This is a genomic window from Sulfuricurvum sp., assembly GCF_031427015.1.
Taxonomy (GTDB): Bacteria; Campylobacterota; Campylobacteria; order Campylobacterales; family Sulfurimonadaceae; genus Sulfuricurvum.
The window spans coordinates 17,957-38,450 of the sequence record NZ_JASJOW010000006.1; the positions used below are offsets into that span (position 1 = coordinate 17,957).

The following is a 20,494-nucleotide window of genomic DNA, read 5'->3' on the forward strand; positions in this document are numbered from 1 at the left end:
GACATTATGATGTACTTTATAGATGTGCAGGGGACATTGATCGAAGACAATACCAAACTCCCAACGCGTGGAGCAGTAGCGTTTATCGATCATCTCAATACGCATCAGATCCCGTATATGGTGATTACCAACAGCACCAAAAATCCGAGCGATGAGTTTTTGGGTTATTTGAATTCTATCGGATTGAATATCGCGCGTGAACGTTATCTTGATCCTTTGATGATGTTAGAACGCCATATTGGGAAAACCAAGAAAATAGCCGCTTACGGATCAACCCCATTTTTAGATGTAGTGCGATCTATGGGGTATGTATTAGACTACAGTGCACCGGATGTTGTTTTAATCGCCATTAAAGATGATTTTGTGAGTGATGAATACGCACAAATGATTGAATTTCTCCTCGCAGGTGCTGAACTTATCGGAATGCATGAAACGACCCTTTACGTCAAAAATCACAAACGTTATCCGGGGGTTGGGGCAATTTTAAAAATGTTGGAATTTGCCACTTCCACGCCGTATAGTGTTGTCGGAAAACCGAGTACCCTATTTTTTGAAGAGGCGTTGTCTCGACTTTGTGAGCAAAAGTCAGGAGCAACCTTCTCTGATGTTACGATCATTAGTGATGATGTGAAAGGGGATCTTATCGGAGCGCAGTCCTTAGGTATGAAAGGGATATTCGTCCTCAGTGGCAAATATCGTTGTGCCGAGGAAATTATTCCCTCTTTAAAAACTTCCGAGCGTCCGGCAGAGATTTATGCCGATATGCAAGAGATATTGGAGCGTTTATGAATACTTTAGAAGAGTGCAGAGCACACATTGATGAGATTGACGATGAGATGGTCACACTGTTAAATCGCCGTATGGAAGTGGTTCGCCGTGTCGGTGAAATCAAACATGAAAGCAACAGTGCGATCTATCGTCCTGAACGGGAAAAATCGATTATCGATCGTCTCACTAAAATCAGTGAAATGTCAAACGGATTGCTAAACCGTCAAGCGATTGAAGCGGTGTTTTTAGAGATTTTTGCCGTGGCACGTAATCTTGAACTTCCTGAGCGTATTGCGTATTTGGGACCTGAGGGGAGCTTTACCCATCAGGCGGCGGAATCTCGTTTCGGTGCAATGAGCGATTACCTCTCCCTTGGTTCCATCGAAGCCGTTTTTAAAACTCTTGAAGCGGGTCGTGCCAAATTCGGAGTGGTTCCGATTGAAAATTCACGAGATGGTGTTGTCGGTGAAACGCTTGATTTACTCGGTAAAAGCAGTGTCAAAATTGTAGCTGAACTTTACATGCCGATACATATGGCATTTGCGACCAAAGCGGAGCAAATCCACCATATCAAACGTATTTATTCTAAGGATAAAGGGTTCGGACAATGTCGAGAGTTTCTGGCGGAACACGGGTTAGATACGATTGAGCATATACCGGTAGAATCAACGGCAAAAGCGGCTATTTTGGCTTCTAAAGATCCTGAAGCCGCTGCTATATGCTCTCATATCGCCGCAAAACTTTACGGTGTTCCGACATTGTTTGAAAATATCGAAGATACTCAAAATAATGCTACGAGATTTTTTATACTAAGTGATTTTAAAAACGGTATTAGCGGTGATGATAAGACTTCCATTTTGGTTCGTCTTAAAGATGCGCAAAAAGCGGGAGCCTTGGTTCATTTTCTCGAAGATTTCAATAACGCCGACATCAATCTAAGCAAGATCGAAAGTCGTCCCTCAAGAGACAATGACGGTTTCGGCTACTGGTTTTTTATCGATTTTTTCGGCCACATTGATGAGCCGAGTGTTCAAACATTAATACAAAAACACAATGATGAAGTAACATGGCTGGGAAGTTATGTTAAGGGAGAGTTATGAAATTTAATAGTGCATTAGAAACGATCAAAACATACGAAGCTGGTAAACCGATCGAGTTAGTAGTCCGTGAATACGGTATTACGAAAGATCAGATTGTCAAATTAGCCAGTAATGAAAATCCGTTCGGGTGTTCTCCGAAAGTTAAAGAAGCCGTACGTTCTATTATCGATAATATGGCACTTTACCCTGATGATTCGATGGTTAAACTTAAAACCGCGTTGTCGAATAAATACGGTATCGAACCTAATGAGCTCATTATAGGTGCGGGAAGCGATCAGGTGATCGAATTCGCGATTCATGCCAAAGTGCATGAAGGTAGTAAAGTATTGATGAACAGTGTAACGTTTGCCATGTATGAGATTTATGCGAAACAGGTAGGCGCACAAATCCTTCGTACCGCGTCACGTGAGCATAAAATGGAAGAGTTTTATGCGCTGTATCAAGAACACAAACCTTCTATTGTTTTTCTTTGTACCCCTAATAATCCGACCGGTGAGGGGTTAAACGCAGAAGAGATGTTCTCTTTTATCGAAAAAGTAGACAACGATACGTTAGTAATCGTTGACGGTGCGTATATGGAATATGCCCGTTTTAAAAATCCCGCTTTTGCCGTCGAGCCGCGAGATTTAATTGCGAAGTTTGATAACGTCCTTTTTCTCGGGACTTTTTCAAAAGCGTACGGTTTAGGAGGGATGCGTGTGGGTTACGGCATCGCCCAAAATCACATAATTGATGCTCTCTATAAAGTTCGTCCCCCTTTTAATATTACGACACTTTCTCTCGAAGCGGCTTCTGTAGCGTTGGAAGACGAGGAATTTGTTCAAGAGTGTATCGCCGATAATTTTGCGCAGATGAGACGTTATGAAGAGTTTGCACGAGAAAAAGGGATCAATGTGATTGAAAGTTATACCAATTTCGTCACTTTATCGCTTCCTGAAGAAAAAAATTCATCGAAAATTGCGCAAGAACTCTTAAAAAAGGGTATGATTGTACGTGATTTAAGCAGTTACGGATTGAACGCGATTCGTGTTACAATCGGAACCCGAGTTCAAAATGATCGATTCTTTGAACTCACTGATCCTTTATTATAAAAATTAGGTAACGATGGATTTTAAGACCCTTTTCGCACAGCTTGTTGTTTTTTTCGGAAAGCTCACTCAGGCACAAAGAATTATTATCGCTACGGCGGTTGCCGGAATTATCGCTTTCTTGATTTTCTTGGTTGTGTATACTTCCGAAGGGTCGAAAACAGATAATGATGGGTATCAAGTTCTTTTTGATCAACTGAGCAGTGAAGATGCCGCGAAAGTTATTGAACAACTCGAAAAAGATCAAGTTCCTTACCGAATCCCTCGTGAAAATGTGATTGAAGTCCCCAAAGAAGTTGTCTATAAAGAGCGTATTACTATCGCCTCTTTGGGTATTCCGAAAGAGGGACATGTCGGATTTGAACTTTTTGATAAACAAGAATTCGGTGCTACAAATTTCGATCAAGAGGTAAAATTTCGACGAGCATTAGAGGGGGAGTTGGCAAGATCGATTGACTCCCTTTCTCCGGTAGAAAAATCGAGTGTTTCACTTGCTCTTCCGAAAGAGACACTGTTTGTAGCCGAAGAAGTTCCCCCCTCAGCTTCTGTTATGGTTCAACTTTATCCTGATCGGAAATTGACCCCAAAACAGATTCGGGGGATTAAAAAGCTCGTTGCGGCTGCCGTTCCGAAGTTGACTCCTGAGAATGTAGCATTGATAGATTCTGAGGGTGAAACTCTCGGAGATGATGATGCCGCGAGTGCAATGGGTGAACTCTCTGCAATACAACAGATGTACAAAACCAAAGAAGAGAAAAAGCAAGAGGAGAAAATCATCAATGTTCTTGCCCCGTTTATCGGTGGTAAAGATCGTGTTGTTGCAAAAGTAACGATTGAATATGATTTTTCAGAACAAAGTTCGACGTCGGAAAAATACGATCCGGAAAACGTAGTGCGCAGTGAACAAACGCTTGAAGAGAAGCGTGAAGGAGCTGCACCTGCGCAAGTAGGCGGCGTTCCGGGTGCCGTCAGTAACATTGGACCGGTAGAAGGTCTAGCAAGCGGCGGCGGTGAAAAATTCGAAAAAACTTCCGGAACCACCAATTATGAAGTCTCCAAAACCGTGTCAACCACTAAGATGGAGTTTGCACGCATTAAACGGATGACGGCCGCCGTTGTTGTTGACGGTAAGTATGAGCCTAAAAAAGATGCAGCAGGAGAGGCGACCGATGAGATCGAGTATGTTGCACTGGATGAGACACAAATTCAGGCAATTGATGCATTGGTTAAGCAGTCTATCGGTGTAGATGAACAGCGCGGAGATCAGGTAACGGTCCGAAATTTTGCATTTCAAGCCTCCAAAGAGGGGCTAGAACCTAAAGACGGTGCTTCAAAAGCCTCTGATTTTATAGCAACATATCTCCTCCCCTTTGCCCCTATTTTTAAATACATTTTAGTAGGGATTATTTTATTCATAGCGTATAAAAAAATCATTATCCCATTTGCGGAACGTATGCTAGAATTTAGCAGAGAAGAAGAAGAGTTCGAAAAACCGAATTTAGAAATTGCCGACGATGAAGATGAAGATTTGGCGGAAAAAGTACAACTTATGCGTAAAAAAGTGGAAAATCAATTGGGACTTGGGGAAAATTTCAATGAAGATGAGCTTAAATACGATGTATTGCTTGAAAAAGTACGTGAAATTGCCGAAGATCATCCTGAAGAGATAGCTTCGTTAATTCAAGCCTTGATTGATGAAGAGTCAGTACCGTCTGATTCTCCACATAAGCGATAGGAGCGGCATATGACTTTGACACAGTCCCAACAAGCTAATTTTGACGAAATGAGTATGTCACAGAAAGTGGCTATTTTATTAGTACAGTTGGGTGAAGATGTCACAGCCACTATTTTTTCCCGTATGAATGTCGAATCGATTACCGAAATCTCCAAATTTATAGCCAATAACCGCTCTATTGAAAAAAATATCGGAGCTGCCGTTTTAGAAGAGTTTTACGCGATTATTCAATCAAACCAATATCTCAACACCGGCGGTATGGATTACGCACGTGAAATCCTCTACAAAGCATTAGGGCCTGAAGAGGCGAAAAAGGTATTGGAACGGCTGAGCAAAACAATGCAAGGCGCCCAAAACTTCTCTTATTTGGCAAAAATCAAACCGCAACAGCTCGCCGACTTTATTATGAACGAACATCCTCAAACCGTAGCCTTGATCCTAGCGCATATGGACCCTTCCGCCGCTGCAGAGACCCTCTATATCTTTCCGGATGATTTGCGCGCCGAAGTAGCGATGCGTATGGCCAAACTCGGAGACATCTCACCGTCGATTATCAAACGGGTCAGCGCGGTACTCGAATCCAAACTCGAATCCCTTGCCAGCTACAAAGTCGAAGTGGGCGGGCCTCGGGCCGTGGCCGATGTCTTCAACCGTTTGGGTGCAAAAGCGTCTAAAGCCACCTTGTCACAAATCGAGCAGTTGGATCAAGAGCTTGCGGCATCGATCAAAGAGATGATGTTTACCTTCGAAGATATGGTTGATCTCGACGGTAACAGTATTCGTGAAATCCTTAAAGCGGTGGATAAAAATGATCTTATGCTGGCGTTGAAAAATGCGGCGGAAGAGCTCAAAGAGAAATTTTATGCCAATATGTCCCAACGTGCTAAAGATGCCTTTATCGAAGAGCTCCAATTTTTGGGTGCGGTTAAGATGAAAGAGGTCGAGGGTGCACAACGTCGAATTGTTGATGCGGTTCAGGCATTGGCAGAGCAGGGTATCTTGCAACTCGGTGAATCTGAAGAGATGGTGGAGTAACGTAGATGGACGTAGTTATTCATCATAATTCTACCGGCGCACATACCATCAACAAATACCAATTTAAAATTCTTTCGTCTCTCTCCGGTATGAGTATCGGTGAAGCGAGTCAAGAAATCAATAACGTCCCAAGAGAAGAACCGCAAGAGGAACACCGTAAAGAAGAACCGAAATCTTCTAAAGATGAACTCATCGAGTCATTGATGAAAAAAGCCGATGAAATGAGTTCAAATGTGATCAAAATGCAAATGCGTCTTGAGTCAATGCAAGAAGAGCATGCAAGCGCACTCGAAGAAGCTAAAAAAATTGCTTATGATGAAGGTATTGAGGCGGGAATAGCGCAAGAGAAAGCGAATCATGAGGGAAAAAATGCACAATCGCATGATCAGCTGGCTCAGTCGGTTAAAACATTAGAAAATGCCGCCGCCGAGTTTGTTTCCGCACTTGGAGCAATTCAAAAAGAGCTTACCCATACGGCGCTTGATATCGCCAAAGAGGTGATCGGGATTGAAACGGGAGAGCACAGCTCGAAAATAGCGGCTAAACTTTCGAGTGATCTGATTGAAGAGCTGAAAGATGCCTCTAAAATAACCCTTCGGGTTAATCCAACCGATCATGGATTTATCTCTGAAAAAGTGGGCTCACTTGAGCATGTCGAGGTGCTCTCAGATCGTGCGATCAGCCCCGGTGGGGTTGTTGCCATCAGTGATGCGGGAAATATTGATTCGGAGATTAAAAAGCGTTACGAAAGACTTAAACGTTCGTTGTTGCTTGAATCATAAAGCAGTTTCGTAAACATTCACTTTTATACTATAGACTTCGAGAATAGAATTATTTTAGGACAGTGCATTAGAATGAATATTAAAAATTATACTTTACCGCAGTTGGAATCATTGTCTCAAAAAATACGGGATCGTATTTTAGAGGTAGTAAGTACCAACGGCGGTCATTTGAGCTCTACGTTGGGTGCTACAGAGATTATCGTAGCGATGCATAAAGTATTTGATTCAACACGTGATCCTTTTATCTTTGATGTATCCCATCAAGCGTATGCCCATAAACTTTTAACAGAGCGTTGGGAAGAGTTTGCGACACTTCGCCAATTTGGGGGTCTGAGCGGTTATACGAAACCTTCAGAATCAAAAAGCGATTATTTTGTCGCGGGGCACAGTTCCACTTCGATCTCTTTAGGGGTAGGGGCAGCCAAAGCGATTGCATTGAAAAATGAGCAAAAGAGTCGTATCCCCGTTGTGGTGATCGGTGATGGTGCAATGTCGGCAGGGATGGCGTATGAAGCGATGAATGAACTGGGAGATCGTAAATACCCGATGATTATTATCCTCAACGATAATGAAATGAGTATCGCCAAACCGATCGGTGCGATCAGCCGAATGCTCAGTTCTGCAATGGCCAGTCCGTTTTATCAGCGATTCAAACGTAAAACAGAACAGTTTGTCGATAATTTCGGAGAAGGGGCCCATTATCTGGCAAAGCGGTTTGAAGAGTCGTTTAAACTCATCACTCCGGGGATTATGTTTGAGGAGATGGGGATTGAGTATATCGGTCCCATTGACGGGCATGATCTTAAATCACTCATCGAGACGTTTGAAACGGCTAAAGGGATGGGTAAACCGGTGCTTGTCCATATCCAAACCATTAAGGGCAAAGGGTATGAGATTGCCGAGGGTAAACATGAAAAATGGCACGGCGTCTCACCGTTTGATCTGAAAAGCGGTACGGCAAATGCCAAAAGTTCAGCCAAAAGCGCTACGCAGATTTATGCGGATGCCCTTATGGTACAGGCTGATAAAAACGATAAAATCGTTGGGGTTACCGCAGCTATGCCGAGCGGAACAGGATTGTCGGCACTTATGGAAAAATACCCCGACCGTTTTTGGGACGTGGCGATTGCCGAACAGCATGCCGTTACGTCGATGGGGTCATTGGCCAAAGAGGGATTTAAACCGTTTTGTACGATCTATTCAACTTTTTTGCAACGCGGGTTTGATCAGGTGATCCATGATGTATGTTTAATGGATTTACCGGTCGTATTTGCCCTTGATCGTGCCGGAATCGTAGGAGAAGACGGTGAAACCCATCAAGGGGCATACGATATCAGTTTTCTACGTCTTATCCCTAATATGACACTTTGTGCACCGCGTGATGAACTCTCCTTTCACCAGATTGTTGAATTCGCTTCCAATTATGCGCATCCGTGTGCGATTCGCTATCCGAGAGGGGCATTTTTTGAAGCGGAGCTTCCTGCATCCATCCCGTGTGAGCGAGGGAAGTCACAGCTTCTACTTTCAAACGACTCCAGCCGATTGTTTATCGGCTACGGCAACGGTGTCGGACGTGCGGCACAAACCATTGAACTGATGGAAGAGAAGCCCTCATTGCTTGATTTGCGATTCGTGAAGCCTTTGGATACGCAGATGTTGCGTCAAATGGCACAAAAATATAAACAATGGTATGTTTTTAGTGATTCAGCCCGACTTGGTGGGGTAGGGAGCGCATTGCTAGAGTGGCTCTCAGAAGAGAAAATTACAGATGTACAGGTTGTGAGTTTCGAATACGAAGATGTGTTTATCAAACACGGCAACACCAAGCTCGTAGAAGAGTCTTTGGGACTTCTTCCCGAACAATTAGCATTACGAGTTATCGGAGGATAATTACCCCTGCAATTCTCCCCGTATGCTGTCGATCTGCTCGATAGGAAAAATACTCATCGCTTTTGCATGAGGTACACTCTCCAATAACTTCGATATGCGTCGGATCAATAGCGAGCTTCTCTAATTGGTTCAGTAAAATGGTATTGACGTCTAAAAATACTTTCTCCTCCTCTCTTCGTAATGCACAAGCGTACCCTTTTTCTTTTGTCTCTTGCGCAATAGTCTCATTGATTTCATAACAGCATCCCTGGATAGAAGGTCCTAAAATAATCTGCATATTTTCACGGGATGATTCAAAATACTCTTCTATTTTTTGAATGGTCTTTGGGAGGATTTCATTCAGTGCACCCGCACGTCCCGCATGAATAGCCGCACAAACGTGACGGATCGGATCATACAGCAAGATAGGGGTGCAATCAGCACTCATCACCATGAGCGGGATATGAGAGAGATTCGTGATAAGGGCATCGCACTCCGGCGGGGTATCGAAGTCGAATGTTCCATCGATTATTACGATTCGATCGGAGTGGATTTGGCGCATATGGATCAGTCGATTCCGCTCATAGCTCAATGTAGCAGAGAGGAGATCATGGTTTTTAATAACATCCAAAGGGTTGTCGCCGACATGAAAAGCAAAATTGGCAGAGTTATATGGAGCGGATGATATGCCTCCATGCCGTGTCGTAAAAGCGGCAGTAATTTTCGGGTAAGCTGATAAAAGAGATGAAGGGATCGTTTTCATAAGGAGGAGTATACCTCTGAAGCGTTTTAGTTGGTATTAAACCCATTTTATTTTTCAGAACTTTTGCCGATACTAAACGATACAATTTATTAGTAAAATTGATGCTTATAATCCCTCTGGTTATAAGTAAATAATGCAATTCATCTAAAGTTAATATCTATTACAGGATAATATTTAATTATTTTATAAAAGGGATTTCATGGGAGCATACAAAAGTACAAAAAGTATTCTCGTACATGATATCCTCGAACAAATGCCTGATGGTATGTTCACTCTCGATACCAATCTAACTATTCAATATGCAAATCCTGCTTTTTATAAACTTCTTAACCTAACATCCGAAGAGTTAATCGGTACCTCAATCACGGAGTGGCTTGGGGATTTGAATATCCTCACCAGCTGTATGGCGGATATAACTCAAAACGGCTATTGTAATGATCAAGAGACTGTCTTTAAACGCAAAGACGGCTCATTAGTCCATATATCAAAAAATGTTCAAGCCCTTTACGATGAGCAAAATACCATGCATACTATTGTGGTAAGTGTTCGTGATTTGACCTCCCTGCATGAACTAAATAGAGAGCTTCTTGAATCTAAAGCCAAGCAAGAGCGTTATGCAAACGATCTCCAAAATATTATTGAAGAGCGGACTAATGAGCTTACCCATCGTCTCTTGCACAATGCCCTTACGGGACTTCCAAACCGTCTCAAATTACTGGATGATATCGAGAAATCAAATATACCTCATGCAATGATTCTTCTAAATATTGACAGTTTTAATGAGCTTAACACGTTTTACGGTCATGGGATCGGAGATGGACTTTTATGTGATTTGGCTAGGGCTTTAGATGAGTTGTCGAAGCGTTGGGAAGAGGTTGTTATATATAAACTTCCGGTGGATGAATACGTTATCCTTATCAGCGGAGAATTTTCATTATCCGAAATTGAAGTATTTGTAGATGACCTCTCTCATTGGATGAGCGGTAATATTTTTACGGTACAAAATCAGCAGATTAGCTTAAGTATGACAATGGGGGTAGCCCTCTCTGATGCCTCGGAGGAGCAAAATCTCCTCTTACGGGCAGATATGGCATTAAAGCGTGCCAAGAAAATGCGGCGTAACTACATTGTTTATGATGAATTGTTCCATATCAAAGAAGATTATGAAAAAAATCTTTTATGGATCAAACGGTTACGGAGTGCAATCGAGGAAGATCGTATCGTCCCTTTTTATCAGCCGATCGTCAATGCCGAAACCCTCAAAATTGAAAAATATGAAGCACTTGTTCGAATTATTGAAGAGGATGGGAGTGTTATTTCCCCTATCCACTTTCTGAACATTTCTAAAAAAGTTAAGTTGTATCATCGTATCACGATGATTATGATTGATAAGGTGTTTGATACGCTCAAAATGAATCCGGATAGAGTCTGTACGATTAATCTCTCGATCGAAGATATTAACGATACCGTTATGTATGAATACATCATCAATAAAGTACGACAGTTTTCGGGGAGTCATCAGGTTATTTTTGAAATTTTGGAGTCGGAAGGGATTGAAAACTATGATGTAGTTAACTCTTTTATCCAAGAGGTCAAAAAATACGGGGTGCAGATTGCATTAGATGATTTTGGGGCAGGGTACTCAAATTTTGCGTACATTACGAAGCTTGACATCGACTACATCAAAATCGACGGTTCTATCATTCGTGATATTAATACCAATCCGATTTCGCAGCTCATAACAGAGACGATTATTGAATTCGCCACCAAATTGAATATTAAAACGGTGGCTGAATTTGTTTGTTGTGAAGAGGTCTATAATTATCTCAAGCCGTTTCAGCTTGATTCGATGCAAGGGTATTATTTCGGAGAGCCTTCCTCCTCGATGAACGAGTAGCTCCCGCTTTTCTTTTTTTAGGCTTCTGAGAGCATTGTGTCCATGAGGATAAACAATTCATGTGACGCTTGTTCCATCTCTTTGAAGTTTTCAACAATTTTCGGTCCATGGTCGATACATTTACCTTCATACGTTTGGACAAATTTTAGATTTTCATTTGCTTTTTGATGAACTTTTTCATGCGGATCTTTTAGTTTTGGATAGCTGGTAGTTTTTCCGAAACGGCGTTTCCCCTCATTATCATACCATTGACCCATACGGCACTGGTGGGTATCCATCGTATCAAGTTGATGCCCGCAGGTCATAACACTGTTATATGCACGCGATTTGTAGAGAATATGTTCGATTTTTGCCAGTACGATAAAGACGCTGTTCTCCATTTTATATGAAGAATTCACGATGCATGACGAACTTTCATTAAGGTGAATGAGGGTGTGCTCGAACTTATTGATTTTATCGCTTGAGCTGTCTACTACCGTATTCATCTCTTCGGCACTGGTTTGGATATCACTCATGTCTTGCTGGAGTGAATTAATCGAGACGGAGATCTCTCCGGTTGCTTTATGGGTACGTTCGGCAAGTTTGCGCACTTCATCGGCAACCACGGCAAACCCGCGTCCGTGTTCTCCGGCACGTGCCGCTTCAATCGCTGCGTTGAGTGCCAATAGATTGGTCTGATCGGCAATATCGGTGATAAGCTGGATGATGGAGGAGATTTCCGTAGTGCGGTTGGCAATATGATTAATAGCATCGTTATTGTTACTGACTTTTTCGGTGAGTTTACTGAGCTCGTCAATAATCTCTCCGATACTTTGGCGACTTCCATCCGCTAACGTCGCGGCATCTTTGGTTGCGGAGGTCACCTCTTTTAAATTTTGAATATTTTTTTGGAGGTCTTCTTGGATAACACTGAGGCTCTCGGTAACCTGTATACTCAGATGACTCAGTTCGGCATTCATAGCATCATGACGTTTTTTGAGTTCTTGGACTTCCATAACGGCGATGCTCTCTTTGACATGTGAGAGTGCATCGACAAAAGCTCCGTGCATTCCTACATCACTGATAGGGTGTGAAAAGTCACCGACGGTAGCATTGGTGATAGAGGTGTTAATTTGGGAGATAAAATTCTCTATTTGGGAAAGAAGTTGTTGAAGGGCATCAGCCATAATTCCAAGTTCCGTACCGGGACTGACATCGATATGGGTATTGGAGAAATTACCTTCCGCCACTTGTTTGATGACACGGGTAAAGTTTTCTAAAGCGGTAATAATAGAGGCTTGAATGAGACTTGCAAAGGCAAATATAATAGCGGCTACCGTGATTCCCGATATCAGTACAAAAAGTTTATAAAAACTGATTTCACCATGCAAATTTTCAGAGGCATCGGCAAGTGCGGCTTGTTTTATTTTTACTACTTGTTCAAAATCATCACGTGATGCATCGGCATAGGGGGTGAGATCTTTTTTATATTGGGCATAGATTTCAATACTGTTGGCGGTTATTGAATCCGGATCAAGTGACTTCATCATCGTGTAGGAATTGTCTAAAAATTGGGTTGTACTGTGTTTCGCATGTTCAAGTAATACTTTAGATTTTTGATCGGTTGAGGTTTTTTCAAGCTTAGCAAATGCAGCATTGATTTTTTCAATCCGTTCGCCGAGTTTGGCTATATTCTTATCATAGCTCCCTCCGAGCATGATATCTCGGCTGGTACGACTGACGTAGTTGAGATCTTTTTCGATCTCCAGTGCCAGCAATGCCCCTTCTGTTGAGTTGGTTTGGAGATCATCGTATTGGGATTCAATGCTTTTGAGGGCGAAAAAAACAAAAACAGCGGCTCCGACGACGGAAAATGTTGCGGCAATAACAAGATAACGCATTCGTTGACGAATACTGAGATGATAAAGGATGTTGTTTAACATTATTTAACCTTTTTTTAATAACGGGTACTTATCGATATAAGAATACAAAATAAGATAGGGTGCTATTATAATATTTTTTTCTATTTCTGCAATAGAATCTTGAGCCAAACGGTAAGGTTCATAAAGAGAGAAACTAAATTTACCCATTCGGGATACCGTAAATAGGATAAAATACATTGAAACTGGAATAAGGATAGGACTGTGTTACAAAGACAGATGAAGTCAGTACGTTTGGATGGGTCGGATTGTACCCTTAAACGTGAAGAGTTGAAAAACTATTTTCATCAGAGTTATACTATTTTCGAGTCACTTTTTGAATTTTTAAAATCAGATGACGTTTTTTATCTGCAATCTGAACCGACACGACATCCGATGATTTTTTATTTTGGTCATACGGCAATTTTTTACATTAATAAGCTGATAGCTTCAGGTGGACTTGAAGAGCGGATCAACCCCTATTTTGAAAAGCTTTTTGCGGTCGGAGTCGATGAAATGACGTGGGATGCTAGCAGTGATACGCTCCAATGGCCGAGTATTGACGAAGTACGAGAATATCGCAAAAAAGTTCGTCACGTAGTGGATGAGATGATCGCTACACTGCCTATGACGTTGCCGATTACTAAAGATAATCCGCTTTGGGCAATATGGATGGGAATTGAGCATGAGCGAATCCATATTGAAACCTCAAGCGTGCTTCATCGTCAGATGCCTTTAGCCTTTATAAAACCTCATGCGGATTTTCCGATTTGTCCGATAGTAGGGGATAGCCCTGAAAACAGTATGGTTTCTTTTAACGGCGGTGAGGTACGTTTAGGAAAAGGTGCCGACGATCAGGGTCTTTACGGTTGGGATAATGAATACGGTCGTCTTGTTGTGAATGTTAAGCCGTTTTCAACCTCCAAATATTTGGTAAGCAATGGCGAGTTTATGGATTTCGTGAGAGCAGAGGGATACACGACTCGGCGTTGGTGGGATGAAGAGGGGTTGCGTTATCTTCAAATTCGCCATGCACTATGTCCCCCATTTTGGATTCCGCAAGGCGACGGCAGTTTTACGTATCGTACCTTAACCCAAGAGATACCGATGCCTTACAATTGGCCGGTAGAGGTGAATGCTCTCGAAGCGGAAGCATTTTGCCGTTGGAAGAGTGCACAAGAGGGTGAAGTCTATCGTCTCCCTACCGAAGCAGAGTGGGAAATGATGGCGAAAGAGGGAGGTGTTTCAGAGGAGATATTTGAGGATCAGCACTCCAACCTTAACTTGGCCCATTTTGCCTCTTCCGTTCCCGTCGATACGTTTGCCCACGGGGAACTTTATGATGTCGTAGGAAATGTATGGCAATGGACACAAACGCAGATGGATGCGTATGAGGGGTTTGTAACCCATCCGTGGTATGACGATTTTTCAGAACCTACGTTTGATGGAAAACACAATTTGATGAAAGGGGGATCGTGGATTTCAACAGGAAATGAAATTATCCGTACATCACGATACGCCTTTCGCCGTCATTTTATCCAACATGCAGGATTTCGATACGTCATCGGAAACACAGAAGATGAAGCAAAAAAGTATACTCGGATTGATCAGATGTACACTGTATGGAAAAAACGGTATGGATGAATTTCGATTTATAGAGCGTAGCGGCTCTAATGCTGAAAAATACACCTTGAGGCAGAGACTCTTCGGCACTGAAACGGTACAACCGATGTGGGTAGCCGATATGGATATCGCGACTCCTGAATGTGTGATTCATGCGGTGCAAGAACGGTTGCTTCATCATCCGATACTCGGATATGAGATCATGAGCGATAGCGCCTACGAAGCACAGATCGGTTGGATGCGGGAACATCATGGTTTTGAGATAAAACGTGAATGGCTCAGCTACTTCCCCTCCGTCGTCGCTTCGATCGGATGTGCGATTCGTGCTTTAAGTGAAGAGGGAGATGAGGTGATCGTAATGGATCCCGTTTACCCCCCCTTTTATTCTATGGTACGCGATAATAATCGTCATTTGATCCTTCATCCGCTAAAACAGGATGATGAGGGAATCTACCGTTTTGATATCAATGCTTTAGCCTCCCAAATAACCCCGAAAACGAAACTTTTATTGCTGTGCTCTCCTCATAATCCGATAGGACGGGTATGGAGTCGTGATGAACTGAATGCTCTCGGTGCATTGTGTTTGGAACATAATATCCGTATTATTAGCGATGAAATTCATTCGGATATCGTATTTGAACCTCATCGTCATCTTCCAATCGCGGCACTCTCTGAAGAGCTTTTAGAGAATACGATTACGTTATTAGGTCCCGGAAAAACATTTAATATGGCGGGGTTTTCGATCTCAACGGTGTGTATCCCCTCCGAAACACTTAGAGAAGCGTACGACAAAGAACGTCATCGTGTCCATTTCGGAGATGGAGCGGTACTTTCGCATGTTGCGTTCGAGGCAGCGTACACCGCTGGGAAAAGCTGGCATACGAAGTTAGTGGAACATTTGAGCGCTAATATCAAAATAATCGAAACGTGGTGTGAGGCACATCCCCGTATTAAATTTCGTCCCCCAGAAGCAACTTATTTAGCATGGCTTGATTGTAAATCACTAGGATTAGGTGATCGTGAACTGCGGGAATTTTTTGTTTGCAAAGCGGGGCTTGGTCTCAGTCCGGGACTTAGTTTCGGTAAAGAGGGGAGTGGGTTTATGCGACTCAATTTTGCGGTTCCTGCGTTCGTCCTTACGGAAGCATTGGATCGGTTAGACAGGGCTTTAAATGATTGAAAAAATAGAGCGCTTCATTGATGAACATCATCTCCTCTCTCTTGCGACGATTGGGGAGCGATTATGGTGTTGTTCGATGTTTTATGCGTATGATTCGGAGCGGATCTCTTTTATTGTTGCTTCTGAGGAGACGACAGAACATATGCGAAATGTTGCATGTGATTCAAACGTAGCGGGAACGGTGGCACTAGAGACTAAAATGGTGGGGAAAATTCAAGGAATACAGTTTCGTGGCGTGATGGCTAAAGCGGAAACAAAAGCGTATGAACTCTATTTCGGAGCTTTCCCGTATGCACGGATTATGAATCCAACATTGTGGGTAATACGGCTCGATGAGGTCAAAATGACCGATAATACCTTGGGTTTCGGAAAAAAAATTATTTGGAAACGGGAGTTTTAGGGGTAAAGTAACTACACGGCGCGCCACTGGAACTTTGAACGACCATTGAGGGGATCATCTTTGCTTTAAACCCGTACGCTTTGCATCCGTGAGGCTGATGAGCTTCCCATGTAACAAAATAATAGGTGCACTTATGACAATTTATTTTTTCCATGGATGAAATATTAGCGTATAATTTGCAAATTAAAATGGGCAGTCAAAAGGAATTAAATGAATAAATTACTCTGTATGTTAGAACTTCAGCAAAAATTGAACGATGCCACAAACGGTAACGGGTGGGAAAAAGGGGTTACCAAACACGGTAAAAAGATCAATTGGCGCCGTTGTATTACGATGGAATCGGCGGAGATGATCGATTCGTTCGGTTGGAAGCACTGGAAAAGTATTGCGCAAGAGACCGATTATGAAAATCTTCAAATCGAGATTGTCGATGTATGGCATTTTGTGATGAGTTTGGTCTTAGAGTTTACCTACAATAACGGAGCTGAGAGTATTGAAGAGCTTGCAGAGCGGATGTTTAAAACACCGGAGTATCAAAAGCTTATGAGTGAGACGGCTTTGCAATTTGGAAACGATGATATTTTAATGACGAAAATCGAAAACGTTATGCGCCTTTCACTTATTCCACTCTCTCCTGAGATGATCGGGGCATTGATTGAAGAATTTTTTGAATTGGCGTATTTGGGAGCACTCAACGTGACAGGGCTTTACCGCTTGTATGTCGGTAAAAATATCCTTAACCAATTTCGCCAAGATCACGGATACAAAGAGGGAAGCTATATTAAGATATGGAACGGATCGGAAGACAATGCCGTTATGAAGAGTGCATGGGAAGCGAACCCCGATATGACACCGGATGGATTGTACGAAGCGCTTAAAGCGGCTTATCCGGCATAAAAGCCTTATTGATAGATATCTTTGTATTCGCCTTTCCACCGTTTATGGCACCAAAACCATAATGTTGGATAGTGTCGAACAACCCGCTCAAGAGTGTTGACCTGTTTTGTGGTCGCCTCTGTAATCGTCTCTTCATCCGTTCCTGTAACTTCTATAGGGTCTTCAAAGGTTAAAGTGTAGTTTTCTTCATCTTCAGTCGTTATGTATACCCCTACGATCGGCGTATTGAATTTACCCGCTAAGTGTGCCGCAGTTGAGGAGTGATAAGTCGGATGACCGAAAAAATCGGCCGAAACCCCGTATTTTGCGTTGCTCCCTTGATCCATCATAATTAAAACGGAACCGTTATTTTTAAGTGCTTTTGCCATATGTTTGAGTGCACCGTTTTTTTCGGCAAGTATCATCCTATGAGCCGTTCTCGCTTCAAATAAATAAGAGTCAAACTCCGGACGTTTAAAACCTTTGTATATTGAAGTTATAGGGGTTATGAGTGAAGATAAGGCGGCTCCTCCGAGTTCCCAATTACCAAAATGGGCAGAAACAAATATAATTCCGCGGCCATGGGATAAAATTTCCTCTACTTTTTCACGGTTTACAAAGGTTACTTTTTTTGCGATATCTTCTGCCGTATTATGTCGATTTTCCATGGTTTGGAGGAGATTAAGGGCTAAATTTCGGTAGCAATAGCGTTCAATCTCCTTTTTTACATTCACTGAGAGTTCATTTTTAAAGGCAAAGGAGAGATTTTGTTGGATCACCTTATTGCGTTTAGGAGCTAATCGATGCGCCAGTTCCGCTAAAGCGGTAAAAATTCCCTTACGCCAGGAGTGGGGAAGTGCCATTAAAAAAGCATCGATCAACATAAAGAGTCGAAATAAAAGCATTACAAAAGTTCCTTGGCTTTTTTGAGTATAACCGAAGGGTCAATGTCGCGGATTGAAAAATCATTGCGGTTGATTTTTAAAATATTGACCGTTGAGGGGGATTTTATCCCAAGATTGATAACGGTCGGGAAAATCATCCTCTCATTCGTAGGACCGAAAAGGGTAATGGAAGCTTTATTCATAGCCCACGCCATATGGGTCGGGCCTGTATCGTTCCCGATAATGAGATCACAATGGCTGATAAAACTGACCAGTTCTTTTAATGACATTTTTGGAGTTAAAATGGCATTGGAAGCATTTTCCGCAATCCATTGTGCATCTAGCCGTTCTGCTTCATTTCCCCAAACCAAATAACACGGGTAGGGAAGGGTTGAGCAAAGTGTTGCAAAATGCTCTTTTGGATAGCATTTACTCGGCCACGAAGCCCCGATTACACAAGCGATACTTTTTTGTGAATCTTCCATCCAGACCGGTTTTGGATACGAGGGGAAAAGGGGCTTTTTGTAGAAAATATCGTTCTCGTCATAAGGAATTTTCAACGCTTCGGTAATCACTTGGACGTTACGCTTGATGACATTCAGCTCATAGGGGATAGAAGAGGCGGTATCGTAAAACCAAGCGGCAAATCTCTCACGTGCGCTGAAGCGATCAAATCCGTGTACATCCCCTTTTAAAAAATAGGTAACGAGTGCTGATTTTACAAGCCCTTGCGCATCAATAATCTGATCATAAGATGGGCGTGCTCTGAGATTTTGAATTGTCTCCCTCAGGAGGGTAAGGCTTTTCGTTTTTTTAATCCGTTTCAGCGGAAGCGCAATGACTTCATGAAGAAGAGGATGATCTTTTAAAATCGGTGCAAACACCTCTTCAACGTACCAATCAACGGTTGCTTGAGGATAATATTTATGGATGATTTGTAAGACAACGGCAGTATTGACAATGTCACCTAGTGCGCTGAGCCGTACAATGGCGATTCGAAAATGCGTATTCATAAGCATAACTATAGCGCAACTAAGCTACAATCCGCATCAATTACAGGTAGAACAAAAGGGGAGATTATGGTTGTTCAAGATATTCAACAGTTCGCAGAAATTCGCCCGAAAGCACGAGCCTATTTTTGTTATTTATTTCATAAAAATCTCCCTAATCATCTCCCTTCCGTTTCGATTGAGTCGCTGACGGCCCGTTTATTAAAAATACGGGGCGATCTTCAGGGACTTGAAGCGGCCTATCTGCTTGATGATAAAGGGAATCAAGTCACTCCGACCTACCTAAAAAGTGGAAAAAAAGAAGAAGATATCGGTGTCAGTCGTTCGACACGGGCGTATTATTACCGTGCTATGCACGAGCGCAGATGTACGATTACCGATCCGTACCCTTCATTGCTAAATGATGAGCTGACAGTCACGGCATCGGAACCGATATTTGATGAACACGGTGAAATCGTTTATGTCGCCTGTATTGATATGCCCTTAGCGGAGGTGCTGAAAATCGCCCATCCTATGGCGCTTGAATCAGGGGCAGGGCGCTTTTTTAGATTGGCATATGCCGCGTTTACCGTTGTTCTTTCTCTTGTCGCTTTATTACTGTTCGTCAAAGGAATCGAGGGGTTTTTATCGTACGGAATGGGTCATTATGATCGGATCGAGATTAAAGATATTTTCGAAGCGACTATTTTACTAACACTCTCTTTGGCGATATTGGATTTAGTAAAAACGCTCTTTGAAGAGGAAGTGCTGGGACGTCCCAAAAGTGATCCCGCTTCGAGTATCCATAAAACCATGGTTCGATTTTTAGGTTCGATTATTATCGCACTCTCGATTGAGGCTTTGATGCTTGTCTTTAAATTTGCAATGACCGAACCCCATATGCTTGTGAATGCGATTTATATTATAGGGGGAGTGGCCATGCTCCTTGTGGGTCTTGCGATCTACATCCGTTTTACAAATTTAGGAGAACACCGTTGATAGCAATTGTTGATTACAACATGGGCAATCTCGCCAGTGTTAAAAATGCTTTTGATCTTTTGGGAGAAAAGGTAGTTGTCGAATCCGATCCCGAAAGACTCAGGTCGTATGACCGAATTATTCTCCCCGGTGTCGGTGCATTCGCTGATGCGATGGAACATTTGCGTGCACGAGGAATGGATCAAGCCGTACGTGAATATGCCGCAAGCGGAAAATATCTACTCGGAATTTGTCTAGGGATGCAACTTTTATTTGAATCGAGTGAAGAGTTCGGTATTTCCGAGGGGCTAGGGTTGATAAAAGGGCGGGTCGTGGCGTTTGATACGAGCCGTTTTCATACACCGCTTAAGGTTCCTCATATGGGGTGGAATCGGATGTTTACATCGCAACATCCTCTTTTTAACGGATTGGATGAAGCCCATTATCTCTATTTTGTTCACTCGTATCATGCTCTTTGTACGGATGAAACGGATAGCATCGGTGAATCGGTGTACGGATACCGATTTACGAGTGCCGTTGCGCATGAAAATGTAATGGGAATACAGCCGCACCCCGAAAAAAGTCATGATAACGGCCTCACGATACTTAAAAATTTTATTAACTTATAA

The 20,494-nt window shown here is 42.5% G+C and carries 20 protein-coding genes; 14 read left to right on the forward strand and 6 right to left on the reverse strand.

The genetic code is table 11. The annotated features are described in order from the left end of the window. Window positions 1–6: 6 nt before the first annotated feature. From RMO68_RS10435 to dxs, 7 genes are all read left to right on the forward strand, one after another. Window positions 7–789, forward strand: coding sequence for an HAD-IIA family hydrolase (locus tag RMO68_RS10435; RefSeq protein ID WP_310440694.1), 783 nt, complete (start codon window positions 7–9; stop codon window positions 787–789). Further along, window positions 786–1,868, forward strand: a complete 1,083-nt coding sequence (gene pheA / locus RMO68_RS10440) for a prephenate dehydratase (RefSeq protein WP_310440695.1) — start codon at window positions 786–788, stop codon at window positions 1,866–1,868. Before RMO68_RS10435 ends, pheA begins: the two co-directional genes overlap by 4 nt. Continuing rightward, entirely contained in the window at window positions 1,865–2,959 is a 1,095-nt protein-coding gene (hisC, locus tag RMO68_RS10445) for a histidinol-phosphate transaminase (protein WP_310440696.1), read from the forward strand. The genes pheA and hisC overlap by 4 nt, the downstream gene beginning before the upstream one ends. A 13-nt stretch (window positions 2,960–2,972) precedes the next feature. Next, entirely contained in the window at window positions 2,973–4,691 is a 1,719-nt protein-coding gene (fliF, locus tag RMO68_RS10450) for a flagellar basal-body MS-ring/collar protein FliF (RefSeq protein WP_310440697.1), read from the forward strand. A 9-nt stretch (window positions 4,692–4,700) separates the two neighbouring features. After that, window positions 4,701–5,726 (forward strand): flagellar motor switch protein FliG, encoded by a 1,026-nt coding sequence (gene fliG / locus RMO68_RS10455; RefSeq protein WP_310440698.1) that lies wholly within the window; start codon window positions 4,701–4,703, stop codon window positions 5,724–5,726. A gap of 5 nt (window positions 5,727–5,731) precedes the next feature. Continuing rightward, window positions 5,732–6,508 (forward strand): flagellar assembly protein FliH, encoded by a 777-nt coding sequence (gene fliH, locus RMO68_RS10460; protein ID WP_310440699.1) that lies wholly within the window; start codon window positions 5,732–5,734, stop codon window positions 6,506–6,508. 72 nt (window positions 6,509–6,580) lie between these two features. Further along, a complete protein-coding gene (dxs, locus tag RMO68_RS10465) occupies window positions 6,581–8,398 on the forward strand; it encodes a 1-deoxy-D-xylulose-5-phosphate synthase (protein WP_310440700.1) in 1,818 nt (605 codons plus the stop codon). Here dxs and pgeF read toward each other — a convergent pair. Further along, window positions 8,385–9,140, reverse strand: coding sequence for a peptidoglycan editing factor PgeF (gene pgeF / locus RMO68_RS10470; protein ID WP_310440701.1), 756 nt, complete (start codon window positions 9,138–9,140; stop codon window positions 8,385–8,387). The two genes, dxs and pgeF, sit on opposite strands and share 14 nt — an antisense overlap. A 199-nt stretch (window positions 9,141–9,339) precedes the next feature. Here pgeF and RMO68_RS10475 point away from each other — a divergent pair, with 199 nt between their 5' ends. Further along, window positions 9,340–11,037 (forward strand): bifunctional diguanylate cyclase/phosphodiesterase, encoded by a 1,698-nt coding sequence (locus tag RMO68_RS10475; protein ID WP_310440702.1) that lies wholly within the window; start codon window positions 9,340–9,342, stop codon window positions 11,035–11,037. Window positions 11,038–11,054: 17 nt separating this feature from the next. Here the strand turns inward: RMO68_RS10475 and RMO68_RS10480 are convergent, their stop codons facing one another. Then, complete coding sequence (locus RMO68_RS10480; protein WP_310440703.1) at window positions 11,055–12,959, reverse strand: methyl-accepting chemotaxis protein; 1,905 nt, start codon at window positions 12,957–12,959, stop codon at window positions 11,055–11,057. Window positions 12,960–12,962: 3 nt separating this feature from the next. Next, on the reverse strand, window positions 12,963–13,106 hold the full coding sequence (locus tag RMO68_RS10485) for a hypothetical protein (protein WP_310440704.1): 144 nt from the start codon (window positions 13,104–13,106) through the stop codon (window positions 12,963–12,965). Between the two features lie 54 nt (window positions 13,107–13,160). Between RMO68_RS10485 and ovoA the strand changes: the two genes are divergently transcribed. From ovoA to RMO68_RS10500, 3 genes are read left to right on the forward strand one after another with little or no spacing between them, the layout of a single operon-like run. Beyond that, window positions 13,161–14,579 (forward strand): 5-histidylcysteine sulfoxide synthase, encoded by a 1,419-nt coding sequence (gene ovoA, locus RMO68_RS10490; protein WP_310440705.1) that lies wholly within the window; start codon window positions 13,161–13,163, stop codon window positions 14,577–14,579. Beyond that, a complete protein-coding gene (locus tag RMO68_RS10495; RefSeq protein WP_310440706.1) occupies window positions 14,515–15,738 on the forward strand; it encodes a pyridoxal phosphate-dependent aminotransferase in 1,224 nt (407 codons plus the stop codon). The genes ovoA and RMO68_RS10495 overlap by 65 nt, the downstream gene beginning before the upstream one ends. Beyond that, window positions 15,731–16,138 (forward strand): hypothetical protein, encoded by a 408-nt coding sequence (locus tag RMO68_RS10500; RefSeq protein ID WP_310440707.1) that lies wholly within the window; start codon window positions 15,731–15,733, stop codon window positions 16,136–16,138. The genes RMO68_RS10495 and RMO68_RS10500 overlap by 8 nt, the downstream gene beginning before the upstream one ends. Here the strand turns inward: RMO68_RS10500 and RMO68_RS10505 are convergent. After that, window positions 16,116–16,292, reverse strand: coding sequence for a uracil-DNA glycosylase (locus tag RMO68_RS10505; RefSeq protein ID WP_310440708.1), 177 nt, complete (start codon window positions 16,290–16,292; stop codon window positions 16,116–16,118). The genes RMO68_RS10500 and RMO68_RS10505 overlap by 23 nt on opposite strands. Window positions 16,293–16,348: 56 nt before the next feature. On the opposite strand from RMO68_RS10505, the gene RMO68_RS10510 reads away from it, so the two are divergent. Next, on the forward strand, window positions 16,349–17,035 hold the full coding sequence (locus RMO68_RS10510; protein WP_310440709.1) for a dUTP diphosphatase: 687 nt from the start codon (window positions 16,349–16,351) through the stop codon (window positions 17,033–17,035). Window positions 17,036–17,040: 5 nt separating this feature from the next. On the opposite strand, the gene RMO68_RS10515 is transcribed toward RMO68_RS10510, so the two are convergent. Together RMO68_RS10515 and waaC are read right to left on the reverse strand one after the other, a co-directional pair. Next, window positions 17,041–17,919: a lipid A biosynthesis lauroyl acyltransferase gene (locus RMO68_RS10515; RefSeq protein ID WP_310440710.1), complete on the reverse strand. Its 879-nt coding sequence runs from the start codon at window positions 17,917–17,919 to the stop codon at window positions 17,041–17,043. Continuing rightward, a complete protein-coding gene (gene waaC / locus RMO68_RS10520; RefSeq protein WP_310440711.1) occupies window positions 17,919–18,911 on the reverse strand; it encodes a lipopolysaccharide heptosyltransferase I in 993 nt (330 codons plus the stop codon). The genes RMO68_RS10515 and waaC overlap by 1 nt, the downstream gene beginning before the upstream one ends. Before the next feature lie 66 nt (window positions 18,912–18,977). Here waaC and RMO68_RS10525 point away from each other — a divergent pair, with 66 nt between their 5' ends. Together RMO68_RS10525 and hisH are read left to right on the forward strand one after the other, a co-directional pair. Then, entirely contained in the window at window positions 18,978–19,886 is a 909-nt protein-coding gene (locus RMO68_RS10525) for a PDC sensor domain-containing protein (RefSeq protein ID WP_310440712.1), read from the forward strand. Beyond that, entirely contained in the window at window positions 19,883–20,494 is a 612-nt protein-coding gene (gene hisH, locus RMO68_RS10530; RefSeq protein WP_310440713.1) for an imidazole glycerol phosphate synthase subunit HisH, read from the forward strand. Before RMO68_RS10525 ends, hisH begins: the two co-directional genes overlap by 4 nt.